18 protein-coding genes are annotated in these 21,995 nt (G+C 66.3%); 4 read left to right on the top strand and 14 right to left on the bottom strand.

Annotation, left to right across the window (positions count from 1 at the left end; translation table 11 throughout):
* Window positions 1-198 (top strand): hypothetical protein (locus BLA15945_RS30135; RefSeq protein WP_217468175.1); only part of this gene is annotated, 198 nt, incomplete at its 5' end.
* Here BLA15945_RS30135 and phaC read toward each other — a convergent pair.
* The 3 genes from phaC to BLA15945_RS30150 all read right to left on the bottom strand — a co-directional run bounded on the left by phaC (window position 177) and on the right by BLA15945_RS30150 (window position 4,478).
* On the bottom strand, window positions 177-2,060 hold the full coding sequence (phaC, locus tag BLA15945_RS30140; RefSeq protein WP_059234030.1) for a class I poly(R)-hydroxyalkanoic acid synthase: 1,884 nt from the start codon (window positions 2,058-2,060) through the stop codon (window positions 177-179). The two genes, BLA15945_RS30135 and phaC, sit on opposite strands and share 22 nt — an antisense overlap.
* A 360-nt stretch (window positions 2,061-2,420) precedes the next feature.
* Window positions 2,421-3,260, bottom strand: coding sequence for a peptidoglycan editing factor PgeF (pgeF, locus tag BLA15945_RS30145; protein ID WP_174994110.1), 840 nt, complete (start codon window positions 3,258-3,260; stop codon window positions 2,421-2,423).
* 6 nt (window positions 3,261-3,266) lie between these two features.
* Window positions 3,267-4,478: an RluA family pseudouridine synthase gene (locus BLA15945_RS30150; protein WP_174994111.1), complete on the bottom strand. Its 1,212-nt coding sequence runs from the start codon at window positions 4,476-4,478 to the stop codon at window positions 3,267-3,269.
* 41 nt (window positions 4,479-4,519) lie between these two features.
* Here BLA15945_RS30150 and BLA15945_RS30155 point away from each other — a divergent pair, with 41 nt between their 5' ends.
* A complete protein-coding gene (locus tag BLA15945_RS30155; RefSeq protein WP_059234028.1) occupies window positions 4,520-5,344 on the top strand; it encodes an outer membrane protein assembly factor BamD in 825 nt (274 codons plus the stop codon).
* Between the two features lie 120 nt (window positions 5,345-5,464).
* On the opposite strand, the gene BLA15945_RS30160 is transcribed toward BLA15945_RS30155, so the two are convergent.
* From BLA15945_RS30160 to BLA15945_RS30170, 3 genes are all read right to left on the bottom strand, one after another.
* Entirely contained in the window at window positions 5,465-7,714 is a 2,250-nt protein-coding gene (locus tag BLA15945_RS30160) for an ATP-dependent DNA helicase (protein WP_174994112.1), read from the bottom strand.
* A gap of 55 nt (window positions 7,715-7,769) precedes the next feature.
* Window positions 7,770-7,985, bottom strand: coding sequence for a YdcH family protein (locus BLA15945_RS30165; RefSeq protein ID WP_006478692.1), 216 nt, complete (start codon window positions 7,983-7,985; stop codon window positions 7,770-7,772).
* A gap of 76 nt (window positions 7,986-8,061) precedes the next feature.
* Window positions 8,062-8,814 (bottom strand): hypothetical protein, encoded by a 753-nt coding sequence (locus tag BLA15945_RS30170; protein ID WP_174994113.1) that lies wholly within the window; start codon window positions 8,812-8,814, stop codon window positions 8,062-8,064.
* 164 nt (window positions 8,815-8,978) lie between these two features.
* Here BLA15945_RS30170 and BLA15945_RS30175 point away from each other — a divergent pair, with 164 nt between their 5' ends.
* Both BLA15945_RS30175 and BLA15945_RS30180 read left to right on the top strand, forming a co-directional pair.
* Window positions 8,979-11,303 carry a Tex family protein gene (locus tag BLA15945_RS30175; protein WP_174994114.1) on the top strand — a complete coding sequence of 775 codons (2,325 nt, stop codon included), beginning with the start codon at window positions 8,979-8,981 and terminating at the stop codon, window positions 11,301-11,303.
* 408 nt (window positions 11,304-11,711) lie between these two features.
* The gene (locus BLA15945_RS30180) at window positions 11,712-12,737 is read left to right on the top strand and encodes a terpene synthase family protein (protein ID WP_174994115.1); all 1,026 of its coding nucleotides are present in this window, start codon (window positions 11,712-11,714) and stop codon (window positions 12,735-12,737) included.
* A gap of 22 nt (window positions 12,738-12,759) precedes the next feature.
* Here the strand turns inward: BLA15945_RS30180 and BLA15945_RS30185 are convergent, their stop codons facing one another.
* From BLA15945_RS30185 to hflX, 8 genes are all read right to left on the bottom strand, one after another.
* Window positions 12,760-14,676 (bottom strand): potassium transporter Kup, encoded by a 1,917-nt coding sequence (locus tag BLA15945_RS30185; RefSeq protein WP_059234023.1) that lies wholly within the window; start codon window positions 14,674-14,676, stop codon window positions 12,760-12,762.
* A gap of 275 nt (window positions 14,677-14,951) precedes the next feature.
* Window positions 14,952-15,548: a phosphoribosyltransferase gene (locus BLA15945_RS30190; RefSeq protein WP_059234022.1), complete on the bottom strand. Its 597-nt coding sequence runs from the start codon at window positions 15,546-15,548 to the stop codon at window positions 14,952-14,954.
* 7 nt (window positions 15,549-15,555) lie between these two features.
* Window positions 15,556-16,902: an adenylosuccinate synthase gene (locus tag BLA15945_RS30195; protein WP_059234021.1), complete on the bottom strand. Its 1,347-nt coding sequence runs from the start codon at window positions 16,900-16,902 to the stop codon at window positions 15,556-15,558.
* A 113-nt stretch (window positions 16,903-17,015) separates the two neighbouring features.
* Window positions 17,016-18,164 carry an ATP phosphoribosyltransferase regulatory subunit gene (locus BLA15945_RS30200; RefSeq protein WP_174994116.1) on the bottom strand — a complete coding sequence of 383 codons (1,149 nt, stop codon included), beginning with the start codon at window positions 18,162-18,164 and terminating at the stop codon, window positions 17,016-17,018.
* 103 nt (window positions 18,165-18,267) lie between these two features.
* Complete coding sequence (locus BLA15945_RS30205; RefSeq protein WP_009687995.1) at window positions 18,268-18,459, bottom strand: DUF2065 domain-containing protein; 192 nt, start codon at window positions 18,457-18,459, stop codon at window positions 18,268-18,270.
* 36 nt (window positions 18,460-18,495) lie between these two features.
* Window positions 18,496-19,395, bottom strand: a complete 900-nt coding sequence (gene hflC, locus BLA15945_RS30210; RefSeq protein WP_174994117.1) for a protease modulator HflC — start codon at window positions 19,393-19,395, stop codon at window positions 18,496-18,498.
* Window positions 19,396-19,410: 15 nt separating this feature from the next.
* Complete coding sequence (gene hflK / locus BLA15945_RS30215) at window positions 19,411-20,757, bottom strand: FtsH protease activity modulator HflK (protein ID WP_174994118.1); 1,347 nt, start codon at window positions 20,755-20,757, stop codon at window positions 19,411-19,413.
* Window positions 20,758-20,804: 47 nt separating this feature from the next.
* The gene (hflX, locus tag BLA15945_RS30220) at window positions 20,805-21,980 is read right to left on the bottom strand and encodes a GTPase HflX (protein ID WP_174994142.1); all 1,176 of its coding nucleotides are present in this window, start codon (window positions 21,978-21,980) and stop codon (window positions 20,805-20,807) included.
* Between the last annotated feature and the right edge of the window lie 15 nt (window positions 21,981-21,995).

The raw sequence follows: 21,995 nt of genomic DNA on the forward strand, positions 1-21,995 counted from the left end.
GCCGCAATCTTCGCAAGCGAGCCGCCGAATTTGCCGACCGCGGTCCGCGCGGCCGATACGATCACTACGTCCGTCATTTCCCTTTCCTCCAGGCCCGCACGACACGGCGCATCGTTACCGGCCCTGTTAAAAAAACTGCGGTGCACCGGACAGCGTGCGCCGCTGTCCGGATTTCGTCAATCGCGCTGCAACACGTAGCGTCCCGGCGCCGGCTCGATCACCGGGAACTGCGCGGAACCGGCCCCGGCGGGCGGCGCCACCTTGCGGCCGCCGTACTGGTCGAGCCATTCGACCCACGTCGTCCACCAGCTTCCCGGCTGCTCCGCCGCACCGGCGAACCAGTCGTCCGCGGATTCGGGCAGGTCACCGTCGTTGATCCAGTAGCTGCGCTTCTTCTTCGCCGGCGGATTGATCACGCCTGCGATGTGACCCGACGCGCCGAGCACGAATTTCAGCGGGCCCGACAGGATCGACGTCGATGCGTAGGCCGTCTGCCACGGCACGATGTGATCCTCGCGCGAACCGTAGATGAAGGTCGGCACGTCGATCAGCGACAGGTCGACGGTGTCGCCGCACACGGTCAGCGCGCCCGGCTCGCGCAGCTTGTTCTCGAGATAGGTATTGCGCAGGTACCACGCGTACATCGGGCCCGGCAGGCTCGTCGAATCGCTGTTCCAGTACAGCAGGTCGAACGGCGCGGGCGTGCGGCCCTTCAGGTAGTTGTCGACGACGTAGTTCCACACGAGGTCGTTCGGACGCAGGAACGAAAACGTGTTCGCGAACTCGACGCCGCGCATCAGCCCCGGTTGCGTACCGTTCTTGCCGCCGATCGTCTGCTCGCGCATCTGCACGTGCGCCTCGTCGACGAACACGTCGAGGATGCCGGTATCGCTGAAGTCGAGCATCGCGGTGAGCAGCGTCATCGACGCGGCCGGATGTTCGCCGCGTGCGGCGAGCACCGCGAGCGCGGTCGCGAGCATCGTGCCGCCGACGCAGAAGCCGAGCGTGTTGATCTGCTCGCGGCCGCTGACCTGCTGCACGGCGTCGATCGCTGCGAGCAGCCCCTCGTTCATGTAGTCGTCCCACGTCTTGTGCGCGACCGATGCATCCGCATTGCGCCACGACACGAGGAACACCTGATGACCGTTCGACAGCGCGTGCGCGACGAGCGAATTCTCGGGCTGCAGGTCGAGGATGTAGAACTTGTTGATGCACGGCGGGACGATCAGCAGCGGCCGCTCGAACACCTTGTCCGTCTTCGGCGTGTACTGGATCAGCTGGATCAGGTCGTTCTCGTAGACGACCGCGCCTTCAGTACACCCGAGGTTCTTGCCGACCACGAACTGCGATTCGTCGGTCTGCGAAATCTTGCCGCGCTGCAGGTCGCCGAGCAGGTTCATCATCCCCTGCCGCAGGCTTTCGCCCTGCGTTTCGAGAATCGATTTCTGTGCGTCGGGATTGAGTGCGAGGTAGTTGCTCGGTGCGGCGGCGGCCGTCCATTGCTGGACCGTGAACCGGATGCGCTCGCGCGTCTTCGGATCGGTCTGAAGCGCGTCGGCCAGCTCCTGCAGATAGCGCGCGTTGAGCAGATACCACGCAGCCGCGAACGCATGCGCAGGCGACGACTTCCACGCGTCGCCGCTGAAGCGGCGGTCCTTCAATTCGGGAGATTCGAGCTTCGTGGCCGCGGCCTGCTGCATCAGCGTCATGCAATCGCGCGCGTAGTCGGCCTGCAGCGCCTGGAGCCGTTCGGGCGGAATCGCGGCAACCGGCAGCTTCAGCCCCGCGAACGGCGAAGCCATGCCGCCAAGGCCCGCGAGGCCACCGAGATCGGGCATCGACGGCATCTGGAACGGAAACGACGCAGGGAACTGGAATGTCGCGAACGGATTGACGGTAGCCGACGCAGTCGCGGCACGCGCCGGATCTGCAAAACCGCGCCACGCGTTCAACCACGACTCAAACATCTGCTGCATCGGCTGGGCGGCCGGATCGAAACCGGTGCTGCCCGCGGAAGTGCCCGCCTGAGCGGACGTCGACGAATTTTTCGATGCTGTCATTACCTGCCTTACCGGTGATTCGTGAGCGTCAATCGTGAAATCCTGCTCGCGCGCGGCGTGCCGGTTGCGAGCCGGGCCGTCATGCTCTGGAGAGGCGTCTCCAGATTCTGCCGCAGTGCGGTATTTTTATCATTATCGTTTTCCCCATGTGAAGCGCCAAGTCAAACCACTGAACATTTCTGCACGGAGATAATCCGCGTGCAACAGGCGGGACAAGGGTTCCGGCGAAACATAAAACATTTTGTTTGGCTTGACTTCGGGATTTTTCATTCAGATGCGCATGCCGCGCCGCATTGCCGTCTAAATATCGAGATAACCCGATTTCGCGACGCAACAAACCCCGCGCGCATGCGCATGCCGTCAATCGGCCAGCCAGATCGCTGCCGCCATGCGGCCCGTCACGCGATCGCGGCGGTACGAATAGAAGCGTGCGTGTTCGGTGACCGTGCAGGCCGTCCCGCCGCTCACGTGCGCCACGCCCGCACGCGCGAGACGCAGGCGCGCGAGCGCGTAGAGATCGGTGAGAAACTTGCCGGGCGCGCCGTCGATCGCGACGAACGCAAGCCGGGTTTTATCATGCTCCGACTGCGGAGCCGTGTCGAGAAACGCGTCGCGCACGTCCGCACCGACCTCGAACGCCTGCGGGCCGATCGCCGGCCCGAGGTACGCATGCAGCGTGTCCGCCGCGCCGCCGGCCAGCGCCGCAACGCGTGCCGCGGTCTGCTCGACGATGCCGGCCGCGAGCCCCCGCCAGCCCGCATGCGCGGCACCGACCGCCCGGCCCTGCGCGTCGCACAGCAGCACGGGCAGGCAATCGGCGACCATCACGACGCAGACGGCCCCTGCCCGGTCCGTGACGCTCGCGTCGGCCTGCACCGGCGCCGCGGCGGCGGGCGCCATCGCGATCACCTCGTCCGCGCGCGCGATCTGCGCACCGTGAACCTGTTCGAGCCATGCGGCGCTCGACTGGCCGGCAAGACCGAGCAAACGCGCGCGATTCGCGGCGACGTGGGCCGCGTCGTCACCGGTATGCAGACCGAGATTCATCCCGCCCGGCAACGCGTCTCCATCCTGCCAGCGCCCGTACGGGCCTTCGCTCACGCCGCCGTCGCGCGTCGTGATCAGCGCACGCACGCGCGGCGACACCTGCCAGTCGGGCTGAACGCAGTCCTGCCACGTCAACGGCGCCAGGTTCGTCATCGGTACTCATGCCTCCTCATCGTCGTCCAGGTACGGCTCGTCATCGTGATACTCGCCGCCGAAATCGTCATCGTCATAGACACCGTCGTCGTCGTCGAATTCCTCGTCGCCCTGCCCGAAGCCGAGCGCCGCGACGAGCGTATTCATGTCGTCCGGCAACGGGCAGCGCCATTGCATCGCCTTGCCGGTGACCGGATGCACGAGGCCGAGCCGCCATGCATGCAGCGCCTGTCGTGCGAACCCGTCCGGCAGCGGCGTGACCGAGCGCTTGCCGCGCGCCCGCCCGTAGACGGGATCGCCGAGCAGCGGATGCCCGGCGTGCGCGCAATGTACGCGGATCTGGTGCGTGCGGCCGGTTTCGAGATCGCACTGAATCGCCGAAACCGGCTGACGTTGCCACAGGCATGTGTCAACCGTGCGGAAATGCGTGCGGGCGGGCTTGCCCGACGCGCCCGTGACGACGGCCATGCGCGTGCGCTCGCGCGGGTCGCGGCCGATCGGCGCGTCGATCGTGCCTTCCTCCGGCATCGTGCCCCACACGAGCGCGAAGTAGCGGCGCTTCACCGTGCGGGCCTGCAGCTGGCGCACGAGGTCCGTCTGTGCAGCCAGCGTGCGGGCCACCACCATCAGGCCGGACGTTTCCTTGTCGAGCCGGTGGACGATCCCCGCGCGCGGCAGGCCGGCCGCCGCGTCGCCGTAGCGATGCAGCAAACCGTTGAGAATCGTGCCGCTCCAGTTGCCGGCGGCCGGATGCACGACGAGACCGGCCGGCTTGTTGATCACGACGAGCGCGTCGTCCTCGTAGATCACGTCGAGCGGCACGGGCTCCGGCGTGAACGCGAGCTGCTCGGGCAGCAGGTCGGGCACGAGCTCGATCTTCGCACCGAGCGGCACCGGCTGGCGGATCTTCGCCGGCGCGCCGTCGACGAGCACGCGCTGCGCCTCGATCCAGCTCTGCAGGCGGCTGCGGGAGAATTCGGGGAACAGCTGGGCAAGCGCCTTGTCGAGGCGTTCACCCGCGAGCGACAGCGGCACTTCGACGACGCGCGGCGCCTCGTCGACCGCCGCGGACGGCACGACGGGCGGCTGCATCGCGTCGCCGGCCAGATCGTCATCGAGGGAATCCCCCGACGCGGCGTCGGCGGGCCGATCGCTTGGGCTATAATCTTCGCGATTTGGTGTGCCCGGCTGGGCATTCTGCGAACTTGAACGGGTCATTTAGACTGGGTCACCGAGACTTGAAGCTAGGACATGCGAGCATGATGAATTCGACCAAACGTACGGCCAGAACCGTCGCCGCCCGGGCTGCGGCGGTAGCGGCCGCGGCCCTCATCGCCGGCTGCCACGGCTTGCCGCAGAAGCAGGACGAGACGGCTACCTGGTCGAATAACAAATTATACTCAGAGGCCCAGGACGCACTGTCCGGCGGCGACTGGGGCAAGTGCGCGAAATATTTCGAATCGCTGCAAGGCCGCGATCCGTTCGGCCATTTCGCGCAACAGGCGCAGATCAACGTTGCATACTGCAACTGGAAGGACAACGAAGCGGCAGCCGCCGACCAGGCCGTCGACCGCTTCATCCAGCTCCACCCGGATCATCCGGATATCCCGTACGCGTACTATCTGAAGGGGATGATCCACTTCAACGACGATCTCGGCCTGTTCGGGCGCTTCTCCGGCCAGGACATGAGCGAACGCGATCCGCAGGCGCTGCGCGAATCGTACGATGCGTTCAAGGTCGTCGTCGACCGCTTCCCGAAGAGCAAGTACGCGCCCGACGCAGCTGCACGGATGCGCTACATCGTCAACGCGCTCGCGTCGCACGAAGTGCACGCGGCCGACTACTACTACCGTCGTGGCGCCTATGTGGCGGCGATCAACCGCGCACAGCTCGCGATCAAGGATTACAAGGGTGCGCCGGCGATCGAAGACGCACTCCACATCATGATCCTGTCGTACAACAAGCTGAACCAGCCGCAACTCGCCGAGGACACGAAGCGCGTACTCGCGGGCACGTTCCCCGACAGCCCGTACGTCACCGGCCATTCGCGCCCGGGCGCGACGAAGTCGTGGTGGCAGTTCTGACGAACGCACGACGCAACGCCCGCTGCATGAACAAAAAACCCGGCCATCGCGCCGGGTTTTTTATTGGCGCCGCATTCGAGCGGCGCCGGGGCGTTCACGCGGCAAGCGCCGCGCGTGCCGTCATGCGCGCTTGTCCGAGCGATGCTCGTCGAAGAAATCCTGGACGACCGCGATCTCGCGCGTGCGCTTGAACGGCGGCAGGCTCTGCCAGATCCGGCGCCCATAGGGCTTGTCGACGAGCCGCGTGTCGCAGATCATCAGCACGCCGCGATCCGTCTCCGCACGAATCAACCGGCCCGCGCCCTGCTTCAGCGTGATCACGGCCTGCGGCAACTGGTGCACGGCGAACGGGCTCAAGCCCTTCTTCGTCAGCGCGTCGAGGCGTGCGGCCAGCACCGGATCGTCGGGCGGCGCGAACGGCAGCTTGTCGATCACGACGAGCGACAGCGCGTCGCCGCGCACGTCGACGCCTTCCCAGAAACTCTGGCTGCCGACCAGGATCGCGTTGCCGTACGCGCGGAAACGGTCGAGCAGTTCGGTACGGCTCGCATCGCCCTGCACGAGCAGCGGCGTGTTCCAGCCGCGCGATTCGATGACATCGCGCAGCTTCGAAGCGATCCGGTCGACCGCCCGCAGCGTCGTGCACAGCATGAATACGCCGCCGCCGGACGCCTCGATCGCCGGCAGCGCGGCATCGAAGACGGCGTCGGTAAACGCCGGCGAAGACGGTTGCGGCAGGTTGCGCGGCACGTACAGCAGCCCCTGCGACTGGTAATCGAACGGGCTGGCGAGCGTCATCGAACGGCGCGAGCTGAGGCCCATCTGCGCGGCGTAGTGCGTAAAATCGCCGCGCACCGACAACGTCGCCGACGTGAACACCCATGCGCGCGGCACGCCTGCGCGCTGCTTCGCAAAGATCGGCGCGACCGACAGCGGCGTTTCATGCAGCTGGACGGTGTGCGCAAACACCTCGACCCAGCGCACTTTCTCGTTCGGGTCGCCGTCGGATGCCGCCTTGTCGCCGGCCGCCGCCGCGTCGGCTTTCGCGGCCGCCTCCGTCGCGCCGGGCGCGACCCAGCCGGCCAGCAGGTCCTGCAGCTCGCGGGCGCGCCGCAGGCAGGCGCCGAGCGATTCCGCGCGCTCGGCCTGGCTCGCGAGCGCCGACGCGAGCGCGTCGAGCGCCGCCTCGAGCGCGTCGAGCGCGCCGAACATCGGGTGATCGTCACCGAGCTGCGCGAGCGACATGCGCACGATCTGGTCGTTCGCAAACGCGAGACGCAAGTCGCGCGCCGCGCGCTCGAGATCGCCGCCGAGCTTCACCCACTCGACCGCGTCGCGTGCATGGCTCAGGCCTTCGGCCACCGTGTCGCGTGCCAGCTCGAGGATCTGCGTGGTCGACAGTGTCTCGCCGAAGAACAGCGTCGCGGTCTCCGGCAACTGGTGCGCTTCGTCGAAGATGACCGTGTTCGCGTTCGGTAGCAGTTCGGCCATCCCGGTATCGCGCAGCATGATGTCCGCGAAGAACAGGTGATGGTTGACGACGACGACGTCCGCCTGCTGCGCCTCGCGCCGCGCCTGCATCACGAAGCATTCCTTGTAATGCGGGCATTCCTGGCCGAGACAGTTGTCGCGCGTCGACGTGACCATCGACCACACGGGCGCCGTTTCCGGCACGCTCGCAAGCTCGGCCTTGTCGCCGCTCTTCGTGATCTTCGCGAAGCGGACGATTTCCTGCAGATAGGCGGTATCCTGCCGCGACGGCAGGCGACCGTTGTCCGCCGTGCGTTGCAGGTAGTAGTGGCACAGATAGTTGGAGCGCCCCTTGAGCATCGCGACCGACACCGGCACCGCGAGCGCATTGCGCACGGTCGGGATGTCGCGCAGGAACAGCTGATCCTGCAGGTGTTTCGTGCCGGTCGACACGATCACCTTGCCGCCCCACAGCATCGCGGGCACCAGGTACGCATAGGTTTTGCCGGTACCCGTGCCGGCCTCGACGATCAGCGTGTTGTCGCCTGTGTCGCTGTCGGATTCGCCCGACGTGGCGCCGTCCGCGCCCGGCTCGACCGTCTTGTCGCCGTCGCCGAGGCGGCGCGCCGGCCGCTTGCGGGTCTCGAAGATCTCGGGTTCGGGCATCCGGCGCGCGGACGCCTCCATCGCGGACGCGACTGCACGCGCCATTTCGATCTGCGACGTACGCGGCCGGTAGCCGTCGAGCGCGCGCGCCAGCAACCCGCCATCGCCGAAGATGGTGTCGAGTTCGTCGACGCGCTTGCGGCTCAGCTCGAAGGTGCCTTCGGGCGCACGAACGCGCCCGGCAGACGTCGTGTCGCGCCGGGCATCGGGGGTGGCTTCAAGCGGTGAATTCAAGGCAAGCGTTCCTGTGTCCAGCGCCCGGGCGGCGCCGGCGCTTGCCAGGCCGCGCTCAGGCGCGCTTATCCGGTTCGAGCTGCGATTGCAGCAGAATGATTTTGTCCTTGGCGGCCAGCTTTTCCTTCTTCAGCCGGTGCAGCGTGATGTCGTCGATGTCGGAGTGTCCTTCCTTCAGCTCGATCTCCCGAGCGAGCTGCTGGTGCTGCTCCTGCAATGCAGCCAAACGGTTGTGCAATTCCTGCTGCTGTTCCGTGTGACGGTTTTGCATACTTGCCTCCTCATCGAAGCAGCGCGACGGCTGGCATGCCGGCGCGCCCGAGACTGATCCCGATCAATCCAACACGTTACTGCCCCTGCTGTTGCTGCTGCTTGGCCTTGTCGGCCGCTTCCTGCTGACGCCGCTCGACATCGGCCTTGTGCTGCGCGGCTTCCTTCTGCTTCTGCTCGTAGCGCGTGGCGTTGTCCGCCCGCTCCTGCGCCTTCTGCCCAGCCTGCTGGTGCGCCTGGTCGAGCTTGTGCTGGAAATCCGCCTGCTTCTGGTCGTATGCCTGCTTGCTCGCCGCGTGTTGCGGCCCTTCCGCGCCGCGTTGCGCCTGCTTCAGTGCATTCTGCTCCTGCTTGTCGCGGAATGCAGCCGCGTTTGCCGCCTCGTTCGCCGCGCGCTGCGGCGCTTCCGCCGCATTCTGTGCCTGCTTCAGCGCCTGCTGCTGGTCGCGCTGCTGCGCGCGCACCGCACGCTGCTCGTCGTTGAGCGCGAGCTGCTCCTGGCGAATGCCTGCCCGCTCGTCGCGCATCTGGTCGCGCGCCTTGCCGAGACAGTAATTGACGAAGAACTTGCTGTAGCAATCGTGCTCGGCCACCGCATAACGATAATCGTTTTCGGCGGAGCGTTGATTGAGCACTTTTTGACGGGCGTCGAAATCCGGCGCGGCGGAGACTGCAACGGGTGCGGCCGCGACGGCGTCCGGCGCGGGTGCGCCCGAGGCCTGCGCGAACACGCCGGAAGGCCCGGCGGACAAAGCCGCGGCGAGCGCTGCGCCGAGCGCGACGAGAGAAATTCGGGAAGTTGGCAACGTCGTAGGAAAGCTGCGGGACATGTGTCAAATTCTATCACCCCCGGCTGGACGCTCCGCCATTTATGGCAAAATGCCCCGCTTCACTCACCCGCGGCATCTGGCCCGCCGGGCCCGCCATGCAGCCCGCCGCTCCGGGCCTGCCGGCCCTCGCCGCGATTTCAGCAGGCAGATAGACCATCTACGACATGACGGAAACCGTAGCACTCAAGATCGTACAGCGCATCGCCACCGAACTGTCCGTCCAGCCGCGCCAGGTCGCGGCGGCCGTGCAACTCCTCGACGAAGGCTCGACCGTTCCGTTCATTGCCCGGTACCGCAAGGAAGTGACCGGCAACCTGGACGACACGCAGTTGCGCCAGCTCGAGGAACGCCTCCTGTATCTGCGCGAGCTCGAGGATCGCCGCGCGGCAATCCTGTCGAGCATCGACGAACAGGGCAAGCTGACCGGCGAGCTGCGTGCCGCGATCGACGCAGCCGACAGCAAGCAGGTGCTCGAAGACCTTTATCTGCCGTACAAGCCGAAGCGCCGCACGCGCGCACAGATCGCCCGCGAGGCCGGTCTCGAGCCGCTCGCGCAGGCGCTGCTCGCGAACCCGCTGCTCGCCCCGCAGGCCGAGGCGGCCGCGTACGTCGACGCCGACAAGGGCGTGGCCGACGTGAAGGCCGCGCTCGACGGCGCGCGCGACATCCTGTCCGAACAGTTCGGCGAAACGGCCGAGCTGCTCGGCAAGCTGCGCGACTACCTGCACAACCAGGGGGTCGTGTCGTCGGCTGTCGTCGAAGGCAAGGAAAACGAGGAAGGCGAGAAATTCCGCGACTATTACGACTACGCGGAAACGATCAAGACCGTGCCGTCGCACCGCGCACTCGCGTTGTTCCGCGGCCGTAACGCAGGCGTGCTGACGGTCAAGCTCGGCCTCGGTGAAGAGCTCGACGCGCAGGTGCCGCACCCCGGCGAGGCGATGATCGCGCGCCATTTCGGCATCGCGAACCAGAACCGGCCGGCCGACAAATGGCTGTCCGACGTCTGCCGCTGGTGCTGGCGCGTGAAGGTCCAGCCGCATATCGAGAACGAACTGCTCACGCAGTTGCGTGAAACGGCCGAAGCCGAAGCGATCCGCGTGTTCGCGCGCAACCTGAACGACCTGCTGCTGGCCGCGCCGGCCGGCCCGAAGGCCGTGATCGGTCTCGACCCCGGCCTGCGCACGGGCGTGAAGGTCGCGGTCGTCGACCGCACCGGCAAGGTACTCGCCACCGACACGATCTACCCGCACGAGCCGCGCCGCGACTGGGACGGCTCGATCGCGAAACTCGCGCGCATCGCCGCGCAGACGCAGGCCGAACTGATCAGCATCGGCAACGGCACCGCATCGCGCGAAACCGACAAGCTTGCGAGCGAACTGATCGCGAAGCACCCGGAGCTGCGCCTGCAGAAGATCGTCGTGTCGGAAGCCGGCGCATCGGTCTACTCGGCTTCCGAGCTCGCTGCGAAGGAATTCCCGGAGCTCGACGTGTCGCTGCGCGGCGCCGTGTCGATCGCACGCCGCCTGCAGGATCCGCTCGCCGAGCTCGTGAAGATCGAGCCGAAGGCAATCGGCGTCGGCCAGTACCAGCACGACGTGAACCAGCGCGAACTCGCGCGCTCGCTCGACGCGGTCGTCGAGGATTGCGTGAACGCGGTCGGCGTCGACGCAAACACGGCGTCGGCGCCGCTGCTCGCGCGCGTGTCGGGGCTGAACGCAACGCTCGCACGCAACATCGTCGACTACCGCGATGCGAACGGCCCGTTCCCGTCGCGCGAGCACCTGCGCAAGGTGCCGCGCCTCGGCGACAAGACCTTCGAACAGGCCGCCGGCTTCCTGCGCATCAACGGCGGCGAGAATCCGCTCGACCGCTCGTCGGTGCACCCGGAAGCGTATCCGGTCGTCGAACGGATGCTCGCGAAGATCAGCAAGCGTATCGACGACGTGCTCGGCAACCGCGAAGCACTGTCGGGCCTGTCCCCGACGGAATTTGTTGACGAGCGTTTCGGTCTGCCGACCGTGCGCGACATCCTGTCCGAACTCGAGAAACCGGGCCGCGATCCGCGTCCGGAATTCAAGACGGCGACGTTCCGCGAAGGCGTCGAGAAGGTGTCGGATCTCGTGCCGGGCATGACGCTCGAGGGCGTCGTGACGAACGTCGCCGCGTTCGGTGCGTTCGTGGATATCGGCGTTCACCAGGACGGCCTCGTCCACGTATCCGCGATGTCGACGAAGTTCATCAAGGACCCGCACGAAGTCGTGAAGGCCGGCCAGGTCGTCAAGGTGAAGGTGATCGACGTCGACGTGAAGCGCCAGCGCATTGCGCTGACGATGCGCCTCGACGACGACGCGGCAGCGCCCGGCATGTCGTCGCGTGGCGGCCAGGATCGCGGCAATGCGGGACGCGGCGCGGCTCGCCCGCAGCGTTCGCGCGAGCCGGAACCGGCCGGCGCGATGGCCGCGGCATTCGCGAAGCTGAAGCGCTGAGCACGCGAAAGCCGTCGACGCACAAAAAAGCCCGCCTTACGGCGGGCTTTTTTTATTGCATCGCCGCACGGATTCAGGATTCGCGATGAAAACCGAATATATGCAATTTCGTCACCACTTCCCTGTTTCCAATCAGCGAGTTAAACAATTCGCACTGCAGCATGCATTTTCTTGACGCGTCGGATACCGTACATAAAATTAATTCGCAAACGGCATTTCAATGTCCTGGAAAGGCGAAATGATCTTTCCGCTCGGCAACAGGATTCCCAGCGGCGCTCAGACGCGCCGCGCGCGTCAAGCCTCCCGTCTCTCATTACCACGTTCTGAAGTCGATTCACGACGCATGACATCCGGAATGGGCGCCGGCCAGCAAGCCGGCCCCTATTCGCCAAAATGGATCGGGGAATCATGAAAGCAGATGATCTGGAAACCGAACTGGCCGCCTTGCGCATTCCCGTTTTCGATGTGCCGTGGGCCGGTGCCTGTTCACCGCACGTCGAGCTGATCGAATCGCGCATGCTCGAATGGGCCGGCGCATACGGCCTGCTCGCCTCCGACGACCATCGGGAGCGCGTCGCCCGCACCCGATACGGCTGGCTCGCCGCGCGCTGTTACCCGAACGCCGATCCTCCGCTGCTGCAGGCGCTTGCCGATTATTTCGTGTGGTTCTTTCTCGCCGACGACGCGTTCGTCAATCGCGCGGAGCCGATCGGCCCCGATACGCTGCGCAACCTGACCGCGATGATCGACGTACTCGACTACGAATGTACGGGCCCCGAGCCGGTCTACGGCGAGCGAGCGTGGTTCGACGTATGTCAACGGCTGCGTGCGCGCCTGTCCGCCGAGCATTTCGCGCGCTTCGCGCAAGGGATGCGCCTGTGGGCCACCACGGCCGGATTGCAGATTCTCGGTCACCTGAAAGTCGAGCCGGTCGCCGTGCCGCAGTACGAAACGATCCGGCGCCACACGAGCGGCATGAATCCTTGCCTGGCGCTGGCGGACGTGGCCAATTCCGGCGCCGTCCCGCCCGACACGTTTCACCGGCCTGAGATCCAGGCGCTGGGCCGGCACGCGAACCATATCGTCTGCTGGTGCAACGACATCCAGAGTATCGGTATCGAAGCACGCCAGCCGGGCCAGTTCAGGAACATGGTGATGATCCACGCGGCGCGCGGTCATTCGCTGCAGGCCGGCGTCGATTACACGGCGGACCGCGTACGCGCCGAGATCGCCGAGTTCGTGCAGTGCGCCGATGCGCTTGTCCAGCACGCCGACACGCGCGTGCGCGGCCTCGTCGACGGCTACCGGTACTGGATACGCGGCTATCTGGATTGGGTGACGCGGGACACGCAGCGCTATGCGGCTGCGTTCGCGGCGGGCGATGCGGACGATCGCGGCGCGATGGCGCTGTCGGCGAACGCGGCGCGCGGCTGAACCGCCTGCGCGCCGCGCCCGGTCAGATCTCGATCTTCGTACCGAGCTCGACGACGCGGTTCGCCGGAATCGAGAAGAAGTCGGTCGGCTTCGCGGCGTTCTGGTGCATCCACGCGAACACGCGCTCGCGCCAGATCGACATCCCGGGCAGATGCGTCGGCACGACCGTTTCGCGCGCGAGGAAGAACGACGTGTCCATCAGCTCGAACGTCATGTCGTGCGTGCGGCCGAATTCCTCGAGCACGGCCTTCACGTCCGGCGTCTCGTTGAAGCCGTACTCGGCCTTGACGATGTACAGCCCGCCGCCCGCATCGCGCGAAGTCTGGCGCTTGTCGCCGCGGACGTACGGAAAGTCGCGCGTGACGAACGTCAGGAAAATGGTCCGCTCGTGCAGCACCTTGTTGTGCTTCAGGTTGTGCAGCAGGCTGACGGGCACGAGCTTGTCGTTGCCGGTCAGGTAGATCGCGGTACCCGACACCCGATGCGGCGGATGCGCAAGCAGCCCCTGCAGGAACGGCTCGAGCGGAATACCGTCGGCCGCCGTGCGTTCCTTGACGATGTGACGCCCCTTGTACCAGGTCATCAGCAGGAAGAACAGCAGCGCGCCGATGCCGAGCGGCAGCCAGCCGCCTTGCGCGACCTTCAGCAGGTTCGCGCCGAAAAAGCCGAGGTCGATCGCGAGAAACACCGCGATGATCGCGCCGACCAGCAACCGGTTCCAGTTCCACACCTTCACCATCACGACGCACGCGAGCACGGTCGTGATCACCATCGTCGCCGTCACCGCAATGCCGTACGCAGCCGCGAGGTTATCGGAGCTCTTGAAGCCGACCACGATACAGAGGATCACGAACAGCAGCAGCCAGTTCACGACCGGCACGTAGATCTGGCCGATCGCGAGTTCCGACGTGTGCAGCACCTTCATGCGCGGCACGTAGCCGAGCTGGATCGCCTGCGACGTCAGCGAATATGCGCCCGAGATCACGGCCTGCGACGCGATCACGGTCGCGACCGTCGACAGCACGACGAGCGGCAGCAGCCCCCATTCGGGCGCCAGCAGGAAGAACGGGTTTTCGATCGCTTTCGGGTTCTGGATCAGCAGCGCGCCCTGGCCGAAGTAGTTCAGCACGAGCGACGGCATCACGAGCCCGTATGCGGCGATCCGGATCGGCTTTGCACCGAAGTGGCCCATGTCCGCATAGAGCGCTTCCGCCCCGGTCAGCACCAGCACGACCGAGCCGAGCACGACGTAGGCCTGCAGCAGGTGGTCGGCCATGAACGATGCCGCGTAGTACGGGTTGACGGCCGCGATGATGCCCGGCACGCGAACGATGTGGTACACGCCGAGCGCTGCGATCACGACGAACCACAGAACCATGATCGGCCCGAACAGCTTGCCGACCAGCGCGGTGCCGTGGCGCTGGATCCAGAACAGCGCGATCAGGATCACGATCGTGATCGGCAGCACGAGATGGGACAGGTGCGGCGTCGCGATTTCGAGACCCTCGACCGCCGACATCACGGAGATTGCCGGCGTGATCACCGCGTCGCCGTAGAACATGCACGCACCGAAGATCCCGAGCGCCATCAGCGCACCCGCGACCCGCGTTTTCGAGTCGAGCGGCCGCAGCGACAGCGCCATCAGCGCGAGCACGCCGCCTTCCCCGTTGTTGTCGGCCCGCATCACGAACAGCAGGTACTTGACGCCGACCACCAGGATGATTGCCCAGAACAGCAGCGAGATCACGCCGAGAATCGACCCCTCGGTGAGCGGAATGCCGTGGGCGGGGCTGAACGCCTCCTTCAGCGAGTACAGCGGGCTGGTGCCGATGTCGCCGAACACGACGCCGATGGCTGCTATCGCTAGCGCCCGCATCGAGTGTTGTTGCGTCGAATGCGGCGCGTGTGCGGCGTCGGTCGCGTGGATCGTGTCGTTCATATGAAACGTAATAATCGGGTCCGGGTCGGACAAAACGAGCGCTATTCTACTCGCGCCCCCGTGAAACGCCGCCCTGCTCTGTTGCCGTGGAACCACGTGAGCCACACTGCGCATGCAATCCGGCGCGAGCTGTGGCAGGGGCTGCCATCATAGCCGGGGCCGCGCCGTCTGCCTACCGGATCCGCGGCGCGCACCGCCCGGCGCACCCGGCGCGCCAATGAAAAACGGCGCCGCAAGCGGCGCCGTACAAGGCTTTCCTTCGATCGGGCAGGCGCTTACGCGCCCGACCCGTCGCGCTGCGCGCGACCGCGCTTGATCCACGCCTCGAGGTTGTGCGGACGAACCGTGTCCCACTCCTCGAACGGCTGGTGAATCCACGGATTCGTCGGCAGAAACTGCGTGTGATAGTCGGGCTTGACCTTCGAGCAACCCTTGTACCAGAGCACGGCCGAGCGCACGGCCGTCACGGACGGATAGCGCTCCTTCAGGTGCTCCTGCACGCGCGCGAGCGTGACGCCCGAATCGACGAGATCGTCGACCAGCAGCACGTTGCCCGCCAGATTGCCGCGCGTCATCGTGATGTACTGCGCGATGTCGAGCTCACCCTGCTCGGTGCCCGCCGCTTCCCGGTACGAGCTCGTCGCGAGAATCGCGAGCGGCACGTCGTAGATGCGCGACAGCTGATCACCGACACGCAGGCCGCCGCGCGCGAGGCACAGGATCTGGTCGAACTTCCAGCCCGAGGCGTGCACCTGGAGCGCGAGCAGCTCGATCAGACGGTGATACTCGTCCCAGCCCACCCAGAGGTTCTTGTCGTCGTTGCGCGGATCGGTCATCAAATCTGCCGCCGTCATCGAAATTTGCTGCGTCATCTGAGAATTACACCTTGAACGGATGGCGGAGCAGGATCGTTTCGTCGCGGTCCGGGCCCGTCGACACCATGTCGACCGGCACGCCAGCCACTTCCTGAACGCGGGACAGGTACGCCTGCGCGTTCGCCGGCAGCGCATCCCACGTCTTGATGCCGACCGTGCTTTCCTTCCAGCCGGGGAACGTTTCGTACACGGGTTCGCAACGCGCGACATCGGCTGCGCCACGCGGCAGGATGTCCACATCCTTGCCGTCGATCTTGTAGCCGACGCACAGCTTGACTTCGTCGAGGCCGTCGAGCACGTCGAGCTTCGTCATGCACAGGCCCGACACGCCGTTGATCTGGATCGAACGGCGCAGCGCAGCGGCATCGAGCCAGCCCGTGCGGCGCGGACGGCCGGTGACCGAGCCGAATTCCTTGCCGACGTTCGCGAGCGTGACGCCAACCTGGTCCTGACGCTGCGGATTGTCCGCATCGTACAGTTCGCTCGGGAACGGGCCCGAACCGACGCGCGTGCAATACGCCTTCGTGATGCCGAGGATGTAGTTGAGCTTCTGCGGACCGACGCCCGCGCCAGCCGACGCCGCACCCGCGACGCAGTTGCTCGACGTGACGAACGGATAGGTGCCGTGATCGATGTCGAGCAGCGTGCCTTGCGCGCCTTCGAACAGCAGGTTCTGACCCGCGTTGTTCGCGTCGTACAGGCGGCGCGATACGTCTGCCACCATCGGCTTCAGGCGGTCGGCATAGCCGAGCATCGTGTCGAGCGTGGCCTGGAAATCGACGGCCGCGCCGCCCAGGTACTGGGTCAGGACGAAGTTGTGGAAATCGAGGTTTTCGCGCAGGCGGTCGGCGAAGGTCTTCGCGTCGAACAGGTCCTGCACGCGCAGCGCGCGGCGGCCGACCTTGTCTTCGTACGCAGGGCCGATGCCGCGGCCCGTCGTGCCGATCTTGCCCGCGCCCTTGCGCGCTTCGCGCGCCTGGTCGATCGCGATGTGGTACGGCAGGATCAGCGTCGTGGCTTCGGAGATGAACAGACGGTCGCGCACGTTCACGCCGGCTTCTTCGAGCTCGCCGATTTCCTTGAACAGTGCTTCGGGGGACAGGACGACGCCGTTGCCGATGTAGCAGGCGACGCCTTCACGCATGATGCCCGACGGAATGAGGCGCAAGATCGTTTTCTTGCCGCCGATGATGAGGGTGTGGCCGGCGTTGTGACCGCCCTGGAAACGCACGACGCCCTGAGCGTGGTCCGTCAGCCAGTCGACGATCTTGCCCTTGCCTTCATCACCCCATTGCGTTCCCACGACGACGACATTGCGCCCGGGAGTCACGTTCACTGCGCTGGCAGACATGTTGATTCGTTAGCTGGTTAAAAACGTATTCTACCTATGTTCGCGGGCGATTCCGAATTTTTCCGTTTCGCTTCAACGATATGCACGCCGAAGCACGGCCCGCGAACGCCTGTTTATCGGGGTTCGACCACCCATGCACCGTTGCGCTCGACGAGCGAACGGTCGCACGCGAACTCGTCGAGCACGTGATCGTGACCCGGCAGTGCCTGGATCACGACCTCGCCCGCATCGCGCAGCGCGGCGACGGCCGCGCCCAGCGCATCGTCCTGCGCCCACGGCGCGAGGATCGCGGTGCCGCGCGCCTCGACCGGCGAAATCCGCGCGAGCTCGCGCAGGTCGAGCGAGAAGCCCGTTGCCGGGCGGGCACGGCCGTACGCCTGCCCCACGTGGTCGTAACGGCCGCCGCGTGCGATCGCGTTCGGCACGCCGTCGATGTACGCGCTGAACATCGCACCGCTGTGGTACGCGTAGCCGCGCAGGTCGGCGAGATCGATCGCGACTTCGGCGCCCTTCGCTTGCGCCGCGAGCTGCGCCAGATCGTCGAGCGCCCGCGTGATTTCGGGCAGGACCGGCAAGCGTGCGCGCGCCTCGACGAGCACACTCGCGTCGCCGTAGAGGTTCGGCAGTGCGCGCAGCGCGGCACGCGTATCGGCGCCGAGATCGTCGGTGAGTTCGTTCAGGAGCGGCACGTCCTTGCCCGACAGCGCGTCGTACAGCGACTCGCCACGCTCGGCGGCCTGCGCGTCGCGCGCCAGCAGCGCCGCGAGCACGCCCGCGTGGCCGAGGTCGAGGCGGATGCGCGACAGGCCCGCGAGATGCAGCGCGTCGAGCATCAGCTGCTGGATCTCGAGGTCGGCTTCCAGCCCGGCATGCCCGTAGATTTCGGCGCCGATCTGGATCTGCTCGCGCGTCGCGTGCAGGCCGCGCGGACGCGTATGCATCACGTGGCCCGCATAGCAGAGACGCGTCACGCCCTGACGGTTCAACAGGTGCGCGTCGATCCGTGCCACCTGCGGCGTCATGTCCGCGCGCAGGCCGAGCGTGCGGCCCGACAACTGGTCAACCAGCTTGAAGGTGCGCAGACGAAGGTCCGCGCCACCGCTCGTCAGCAGCGACTCGAGATACTCGAGCAGCGGCGGCATCACCATTTCGTAGCCGTACGAACGGAAGCGGTCGAGCAGCCTGCGACGCAGCTCCTCGATCTTGCGCGCTTCCGACGGCAGTACGTCGGCGATATTCTCGGGAAGTAACCAGGTCGACATCGGTACGGTCCTACGACGGGGAACGGCGCGTGACACGCGCGCCGCGAGTTGAAATCGGAACTTCGGAATCGGGCGGAACGGAACGGCGGATGCGCCTTCCGGATCAGGTGGCGAGCAGCAGCAGCACGAGCCCGAGCGCCATCACGATCAGCCCGCCGATCCGGATATGATGCGGCGGCCGCTCAGCTATTCTACGAAACGTGTCGCGCCAGGCGACGGGAAACACGAAGGGGAACGCCCCCTCGATGATCAGCATCAGCGCTACTGCGAGCAACAACGAGCCAGCCAGGTCCATGCGAGCGACGGCGCCGCTCGACGCGGCGCCCCAAGGTCAATGTTTGCGGGGAGCAGGCGCCGCCGGTGCGGCACCGCCCGTCGGGCTGCGCATGAAGCGGAAGAACTCGCTGTCAGGATCGACGACGATGATGTCGTTGCGCTTGAACGTGTTCCGGTAGGCCTGCAGGCTCGCGTAGAACTGATAGAACTGCGGATCGCGGCCGAACGCATCGGCGGCAATCGTCGCGGCCTTCGCGTCGCCCTCGCCCTTGATCGTCTGGGCGGACTTGTACGCGTTCGCGAGCACGGCCTGCTGTTCGCGTTCGGCGTCGGCCTTGATCTGCTCGACGTCGGACGCACCTTGCGCGCGCACCTGTGCAGCCTGATCGCGCAACGCGCCGATCATCCGTTGATAGACGGCATCCGTCTGCGCGGCCGGCAGGTCGACGCGCGTCAGCTGGACGTCGACCACATCGACGCCGAAACCGGACGCTTTCGCCTTCGCCGCATCGCGGGCCGCATCGGCGATCGCGCGCTGGCCACCGAGCGCATCGTCGAGCGCGCGCGTACCGAACGCGTCGCCGAGCGCACTCTTCAGCGCGCCGGACAGCCGTTCGGTCGCCGCCGCCGGGTCGCCGCCCGTCGCGGTGAAATACTTCATCGGATCGCTGATCCGATACTTCGCCGCATACGCGACGAGCAGGTCGTGCTTGTCTTCGGTTGCCAGTTGCAGCGGATCGGACGACTCGAGCGACTGCAGGCGCGTGTCGATCAGCGTGGCCGTCTGCAGCGGCGGCGGCAGCTTGAAATGGATGCCGGGGCCTGCGAGTTCGGGCTGCGCGCCGTCGCGGCCCGACAGCACGGCCGTATGGCGCGGATCGACGGTCAGGACCGTCGACGACGCCGCGAAGGCAACGATCACGATTGCGACGACGAGCGCAATGATTCGGTTCATGTTCTGCGCTCCCCGTTACTTCGTATCGTCTTCGCGCGACCGGCTGCGAAACGCTTCACGCGATCGCAGCACATCGACGCCCGATGCCGCGGCGGCCGGTGCGGCGCTCGCGGGCACGGCTGCGGCTGCCGCCGGCGCCACGGCCGCCGGTGCCGACGCCGCGTCGGGCGCGGACGCGCCGGTCGACGCTGCGGCGTTTTGCCGCCCCTGCTCGACGAGCTTGTCGAGCGGCAGGTACACGACGCTGTTGCCGCCCTTGTTGCCGACGAACACCTTCGTCGCGTTCGAATAGATTTCCTGCATCGTCTCGAGGTACATCCGCTCGCGGATCACCGCGGGCGCCTTCGAGTACTGCGCGTAGACCTGCTTGAAGCGGTCGGCGTCGCCTTCGGCCTGCGTGACCACGCGATCGGCGTAGGCCTTCGCTTCGTCGACGAGCTTCGCGGCATCGCCCTGCGCCTTCGGCAACAGATCGCTTGCATACGCCTGCGCGGCACGCTTGGCGGCCTCGCGCTCGTCGCGCGCCTTCGCGACTTCGGCGTAGGCGGCCTGCGTCTGCTCCGGCGCCGCGACGCTCTGCATCGTGACGGCCGTCACTTCGAGGCCCGACTGGTAGCGGTCGAGATCGCGCTGGATCGCGGCGGAAAGCTGCTCGCGCAGCGCGTCGCGGTCCTGGTTCAGCATGTCGGCCGCGCTGCGCGTGCCGACGATCGCGCGCACCGCGGCCTGCGCGGCCTGCGACACGCTGCGTTCGGGATCGATGCTGCGGAACAGGTAGTCGGTGGCCGAACGGATCCGGTACTGGACGATGAAGCGCACGTCGACGATGTCGGCGTCGCGCGTCAGCATCGCGGCTTCCTTCACGTTCGCGAGACGCACGACATTGTTGCGGCCGATCTCGATCGAGCGGACCTGCGACGTGTCGACGATCTCGTGCGACGCGAACGGATACGGCGCGCGCCAGTGCACGCCCTGGCCGACCGTGCCCGACAGCTTGCCGAGCTGCAGCACGACGCCTGTCTGGCCCTCCTGCACGACGAACAGCCCGCTGCCTGCATAGACTGCGACCAGCACGCCGATCACAATGCCGACGCCGACGCGTGCAGCCCGCCCGTTGTCAGGACGGAAGCCGTTGCCGCCCTTGCCGCCGAAAAGGCCGCTCAGGCGCCGGTTGAAGTTGCGCCACATCTCGTCGAGATCGGGCGGACCATCGCCGTCGCCGCCTTGCGGACGCTTCGATTCGTTCGGACGCGGACGGGATCCGTCCTTGCCATTGCCTTCGCCGCGTCCCCAGCGGGGATCGTTGATCGACAGCAAGGCGCGCATCCGCCGCCAGGTACTCCGCTCGTTGTATTCGTTCACCAGAGTTTGTTCACCAGATAAGACGCCGGCGAACCGGCCGGGACCGGTTAGCGCCCGTGTTCGGAAATCGTGTGGTCTTCGTGTGGTTCTGCGGGTGCGCCGTCGAGCGCGCCGCTGGGTAACGTCGCACTGGAGAGGTGTTCCGCGGAGGCGATTTCGGCGATGGCGGCACGCAACGTATCAAGACCCTGACCGGTGCGCGCGCTCAAAAAGACGCGCGAAATATTACCATATTCGTCCCGCTCGACCGCGTCGCCGCGGGCCGCCAGCTCGGGCACGGCGTCGATCTTGTTGAACACCAGCACCTGCCGGATCGTGTCCGCGCCGATCTCGTGCAGCACGCCGTTGACCTGCTCGATCTGCTCGAGCCTGACCGCGCTCGACGCATCGACCACATGCAGCAGCAGATCCGCGTGGATCGTTTCCTCGAGGGTCGCGCGGAAGGCCGCGACGAGCTGGTGAGGCAGCTCGCGGATGAACCCGACCGTATCGGACACGACGATCTGGCCGACCTCGTCGCCGAGGTACACGCGCCGCGACGTCGTATCGAGCGTGGCGAACAGCTGGTCGGCCGCGTAAGCCTGTGCTTTCGTCAGCGCATTGAACAGCGTCGACTTGCCTGCGTTCGTATAGCCGACGAGCGACACCGACATCGTGCCGCTGCGCGCGCGCTGCCGACGCTGCGTGCTGTGCTGCCGGCGCAGCCGGTCGAGCCGCGACTTCAGCATCTTGATGCGCTCGCCGATCAGCCGGCGGTCGGTTTCGAGCTGCGTTTCGCCGGGGCCGCGCAGGCCGATACCGCCCTTCTGCCGTTCAAGGTGGGTCCACGCACGAATGAGCCGCGTCGACAGGTATTGCAGCTGCGCGAGTTCGACCTGCAGCTTGCCTTCGTGGCTGCGGGCGCGCTGCGCGAAGATATCGAGGATGAGGCTCGTGCGATCGACCACACGCCTGTTAAGTGCCTGCTCCAGATTGCGTTGCTGGGCCGGCGCGAGGGCGTGGTTGAAGATGACGATTTCGACGTTGTGCGCGTCGCACGCAAGCCGTAGTTCTTCGGCTTTGCCGCTGCCGATGAACATCTTGGCATCGGGACTGGCGCGACGACCCGTGAGGGTGACGGCGGGACGGGCCCCCGCGCTGGAGGCGAGAAGACTGAGTTCTTCGAGACTGGCTTCGAAATCGGTCTTGCCGAAATCGATGCCGACGAGCGCTGCGTTGATCAAATTATCGGGTGTCAA

The organism is Burkholderia arboris, from assembly GCF_902499125.1.
Lineage (GTDB): Bacteria > Pseudomonadota > Gammaproteobacteria > Burkholderiales > Burkholderiaceae > Burkholderia > Burkholderia arboris.